Here is a 946-nt window from a genome sequence, read left to right as displayed (position 1 = left end):
ACCTTACCTTACGCTCTGGCACAATTCTCCGGTATTGAAGCGCGCTACGACAACGCAAAACCGCAAGGTAAACGCCTGCTCAGCCTGAACGTAAATGGCAAACCAGTGAACGACTCGCAATCATACAAAGTGGCCACTTACTCTTACGCAGCGAGCGGGGGCGACGGTTATCATGTTTTTGAAAAAGGCACGTTAGAATCGCAAGGCGATTCAGTCACCCAAGTATTGATTGACCAATTTAAAGCCAAGAAAGACGTTATCGTTCCGGCGCTGGGTCGCCAAGTGGATGTTAGCGTCAAAGAGTGAGTCTCTGACAAATAACCTCAAAGGATAAGCACCATGACTTTTCGTCAAGAATACAATGGCTGTAAGTCATTTGGCTGCCCTAATTGCGGCGTGCCTGATCTCAGTTTGTATTCGCGCTCAAATCGGCTTGGCTACGACGCGTGGCATTGCCCTGAGTGTGGTGCTTATCCTCCGGTTTTGATTAACGAGCCGATACTCGCATTGGCTCATCAACTACAACAGCAAACCTTTAATTTGAAGCTATTACCTCATTGTGACTGCCGCTTATCCGCTTGGCAACGTTACGGGAGAACCGCCGTCGGTAGCCCAAGAGTAAAGTGTCGCTGCTGTCAAAAAACCGCAACGCTGCTGAACCCAATCAAAGAATCCCACACACTCCAACCACTGCTTGATGCTCTATTGGCCGAGGTTTCACCCAAAGATTTACAGTATAAATTGGGCTTGAATCATCGCCGTTTTTCACAATATCTTGAACGTTTGGCAAGTATGCTGGACACTTTTAGTCGCTTATACGAACGTCACTTATCGTTCTCGAATATCCAAACTCGTTCCTTTGTTCAAGTGGCGCGCTCTGGTTTTCGCCACCATGGCCGAGAACAACGTGCAGCGCATGTTTGGACACTATGCAGCGCCGATGCCC

The 946-nt window shown here is 48.5% G+C and carries 1 protein-coding gene and 1 pseudogene; both read left to right on the top strand.

Features of this window, described 5'->3' with window-relative positions; genetic code table 11:
• A partial coding sequence (locus R8N47_RS23960; RefSeq protein WP_318185944.1) for a 5'-nucleotidase occupies positions 1 to 306 on the top strand: 306 nt, incomplete at its 5' end.
• A 33-nt stretch (positions 307 to 339) separates the two neighbouring features.
• A pseudogene (locus R8N47_RS23955) lies at positions 340 to 946 on the top strand (hypothetical protein); the annotation flags it as partial.

It is taken from the genome of Vibrio sp. 2132-1, assembly GCF_033344315.1.
The sequence above is the reverse complement of the archived record's forward strand: the minus strand, read 5'-3'. Positions and strand labels throughout refer to the sequence as shown.